Genomic DNA, 4,223 nt, shown 5'->3' with positions numbered 1-4,223 from the left:
AAATTCTGACAAGAGGTGGGGCCAGTTGTAACGGCGGTATTTGGGCATGTTGGTCTCCTTTGGGTGGAGACTGTAGGTTATTGGTTTGGAAGGTGGGGTTGTAGGAGGTTGTTGGTTTGGCGTTTACGTTTTGTCAGTAAGGCCATTTACACTATTTTGGCCCTGAATATTGAAGGAAAAAAAGAGCTTCTCGGTCTCTATTTATCCGACGCCGAAGGTGCTCATTACTGGCTGGGAGTCCTAACAGATCTTCAAAATCGTGGCGTTAAAGATATTCTTATCGCTTGTGTGGATGGGCTGAAAGGCTTTCCTGAGGCCATTGAATCCATTTATCCTGAGACCGAAGTTCAATTGTGTGTGATTCATCAAATTCGCAACTCGATGAAGTATGTGGCATCGAAAAATCAAAAAGCATTCATGAGCGATTTGAAAAAGGTTTACAAAGCCACCACGAAAAATGCAGCCGAAATAGCATTGAATGACTTAGAGGCAAAATGGGGGAAGCAGTACCCTGTTGTCATTCAATCATGGCGAAACAAGTGGGATAACTTATCGGCTTACTTCAAGTACCCAGAGGATATTCGTCGAGTCATTTACACCACCAATGCGGTTGAGGCAGTGCATAGGCAATTTCGAAAATTAACCAAGACGAAAGGTGGCTTTGCTAATGAAAATAGTTTATTGAAGCTACTGTATGCTGGCATTTTAAATGCCACTGAGAAATGGACACACCCGGTGCAAAAGTGGAACCTCGCATTATCCCAAATGGCTATTCAATTTGAAGACCGTTTACAAGGATTTTTAGATCTGTAATGCTAAAATGTCGCTGCGATATTTTGTGCGAGCTTGACTCGCATAAAATTCGTAGCAATCAAGCGAAGCCAATCCGCTTCGCATGACACAGAATTTTGAACAGCCTCTCAGTTAGTCCTAGTAGCTTAATCGGTATGATTAATTCTCTAGTTGACGATAGCAATAGAGGCGCGGTAGTTACTACTCTATATAGCGTAAATGCAGGCTAACATTCTCGAAAACCCCCACCTCCCAAATAAATAACTGAGAAATGCGGTGAAGATTGGCATGATGAATATCACGTATAACATGAGACGATTTGTCACGTTATGCGGCCAACGTGCGTCTGGAATATACAAATAAGGAGAAAAAATCATCAAAAGAACGAATTTTTATCCAATATTTTTGTAAACAAATGCGTAATGATAATTATTTTCGGTAAGTGTTCCGGTAGAAAAAATTAGAAAATTATCGCGCTAAAAAAACGAATTTATAGAGGTTCCCAATAGAGATTAATGAGCACAATTTAAAGTCATTACCCCAAACTACAAAAGACCAACGCCCAATAGCATTAACCAGCCAGACAGTAATGAATACAATATTAATAGAAGTCAAAAAAACACTTCGTTAACTAAGAGGGGCGATCCAACCCCTCTTTTAATTCCGTACCTCTAAAGAATTAACTAATCAAAATCGTATCTCAAACCCAAACGAATCATTCTTGGGGATTGGTAACTGCTGGGTAAACGATAGTTTGGATTCGGCTGTCCGCCATCGGTATCTGCATACTCGTTAACCTCTGTCACCGCATCATTGTTGAATACATTAAACACATCTAATGAGACCAACAACTCTTGATCACCAGGCAGTTGAATCGGGTACTGCGCGTTCATGTCTAGGTTCCACATATTTGGTGTACGCCCTTGATTACCCCGCTTACCTAACACACCATTACAGTAGAACGTATCCGCTCCATATGAGCGTGAAAAATCATTCTCATCAGGGTGAACACCAAAGCAGTTCCGAGGACGCCCGGTTTGCCAAATAAAACTGGCACCTAAGCTGAGTTTATTTTCGAAACGATAAAACCCTCGGGCTTTCACAGTATGCCTGCGATCATTTGGCAAATTACCATAGGCACCCTCAACCAAACTAGGTTGGTCAAAAGCCGTTGTTAAGCCCGCATCATCTTGCCCGTTATCTGAACGCACATAACCCTCATTATTCCCCCAGCTGTGAGCCCAAGTATAAGACGCATCCAACATCCAAGATCCATCAAAGGGTCGGTGGAAAGTAAACTCCAATGAACCATACTGGCGCTCTGCTTCTGGATAACCTAAATCATTTGCGCTCAGGTCAATAAATTCACCGGTTTCTTCAATAAATACACGAAGGTCACTACCGGGATTGGCAAGAACATATTGATGAAAGCCATCAAACACCTCTTCCACTGGACTGTCATATGTCCAATTTCCAACGGTGTTGTAATAATTAATAACAGCGCCATCAATCGCCATATCCTCAATGGAGGATTCAAGCTTTCTGTACATTCCTTTAACACCGAACTCCAGCCCTTCATCGGTAATGTATTGATAACCGAGAATAAACTCAGATTGATACATAGGGTCTAAATCAGCATCCACCACACTTCGCGTATCAGGAACATTACCGTCAGACAAAACATCGGTACGATAAATACTGCCTAAATTACAAGGGCTAAAATCTGCATTCAAACACTCTCCATCCCAGTCGTAAAAGTCATGAATATAGGTTTCTTGCCCCGCCAATCGAATATTGGTATTAGAGGCTACAGGAAGGTAATACAAACCCCAGTTAGCATAAATTTTTTGCTTGGCCTCACCAGTTGGATCCCATACAGCAGACAATCTAGGGGCCCATTGATTATCCATCTCTACAAAGGTTTCACCGGCCCCATTTTTATTTTCAAAAGTCTCATTCCTAATGCCCACTTCGAGCGTTAATCGATTCGATACTTCCCATGTATCCTGCAAATAAAAGGCCGTTGATAAAACATCAAATGTACCACCGCTAGAATAATTTCTGCGCCTTGCATTGGCACCAGAAGGACATTCTGAACTTTGATCACAACCGTTGTAAGTATTGGTAGGATCTAATAACCAATACACACCACCAGAGTTTATGGTAGAGGCGACAGAGGTATTTTCTTCTCGGTCTAATCCAAATCATCCAAATTCCAAGTGACATCAATACGGGTCATTTCACGCGTATCATCACCTTCTTCCACACTAAAATTAGTCCAATCACCGGTAGCAGAAAATCTTCCGTCCGCAGTGTAAGTATAAATAGCCGGAAGGTTAGCCGTACCAGGAAGCTCTGTGCGATTCGCTTCGTTCTCCCCATAAGAAAGGGACACTTCTAAATTATCAGTAACATTACCTATATAAGTGGCAATCCAGTTTAAACCACCTTCTTCGATAGTATTAAATCCTGCAACCCCCCCAACAACATCATTTTCACCATCATAAGAATAAACATCTTCTTTAATATCTCTTTCATCACTAAACGCGGTTAATTCTATTCGATGGTTATCGCTAATATAGGCATCTAATTTTACGCCCCAAAAATCTGTACTTTGGGATTCTTCAAATCCCCTTCCCTCGGTGATGCTATAGAATTCACGATCTTCCGCATTACGACTGTAAAGCGCATAATAAAAAAGTCTATCTTCAATAATTGGCCCTGATGCATAAAGGTCAATATTAGACTCTTCATAATCGTCTCTGTCGTTAGCATTAGCATAAGGGCACCTCTAAAAATAGCCCAACTTTGATATAATCTCACTGTTCAAAAATTTCAAGAGTTTCCTTCTATGTCTCAGCCCGGCTTTTTTGATTTAGATGACAGGTATCGCAAGTTAGATGAAAAAGATCCATTAGTTCATCTCAACAAACTGATATTTTGGGAAGCCTTTCGTCCGACCTTAAAGGAAATACGAAAGTCAAACCGAAAAAGCAATGCGGGTCGTAAAGCCTATGACGAGCTTCTGATGTTCAAAGTACTCGTACTTCAGCACTTATACAATGTATCCGATGATCAGATAGAGTACCAAATACGGGACCGCTATTCTTTTTGCCGGTTTTTAGGTCTGACTCCATCGGACAAGGTGCCTGATGCCAAGACAGTGTGGCTGTTTAGAGAAAACCTAGTCAAAGCTGGTTTAATGAAGCGTTTGTTTTTTACTTTTGATGTTCAATTAGAGGAACACGGTTTTCAAGCAAGAAAAGGTCAAATAGTGGATGCGAGTTTTGTCGATGTTCCCAGGCAGCGCAATAAAAAGGAAGAAAACAAACAGATAAAACGCGGTGAAACGCCTGATCGTTTTGAAAAGAATCCGAACGTTGGCGCTCAAAAAGATACGGATGCCCGCTGGGCGAAGAAGAACCAAGAGA

At 41.4% G+C, this 4,223-nt stretch carries 3 protein-coding genes and 1 pseudogene; 2 read left to right on the top strand and 2 right to left on the bottom strand.

Going from position 1 to position 4,223, the window contains the following annotated elements:
• Positions 1-126: 126 nt before the first annotated feature.
• A pseudogene (locus LU351_RS20030) lies at positions 127-813 on the top strand (IS256 family transposase); the annotation flags it as partial.
• Positions 814-1,475: 662 nt separating this feature from the next.
• Here the strand turns inward: LU351_RS20030 and LU351_RS20025 are convergent.
• Positions 1,476-2,939, bottom strand: coding sequence for a TonB-dependent receptor domain-containing protein (locus tag LU351_RS20025; protein WP_232595862.1), 1,464 nt, complete (start codon positions 2,937-2,939; stop codon positions 1,476-1,478).
• Between the two features lie 47 nt (positions 2,940-2,986).
• Positions 2,987-3,187 (bottom strand): hypothetical protein, encoded by a 201-nt coding sequence (locus LU351_RS20020; RefSeq protein WP_232595861.1) that lies wholly within the window; start codon positions 3,185-3,187, stop codon positions 2,987-2,989.
• Positions 3,188-3,643: 456 nt separating this feature from the next.
• Between LU351_RS20020 and LU351_RS20015 the strand changes: the two genes are divergently transcribed.
• Positions 3,644-4,223, top strand: a 580-nt coding sequence (locus LU351_RS20015) for a transposase (RefSeq protein WP_232592392.1), incomplete at its 3' end; no start/stop codon positions are given.

Origin of the sequence: Marinibactrum halimedae, from assembly GCF_021234875.1 — a bacterium.
Lineage (GTDB): Bacteria > Pseudomonadota > Gammaproteobacteria > Pseudomonadales > Cellvibrionaceae > Marinibactrum > Marinibactrum halimedae.
The sequence above is the reverse complement of the archived record's forward strand: the minus strand, read 5'-3'. Positions and strand labels throughout refer to the sequence as shown.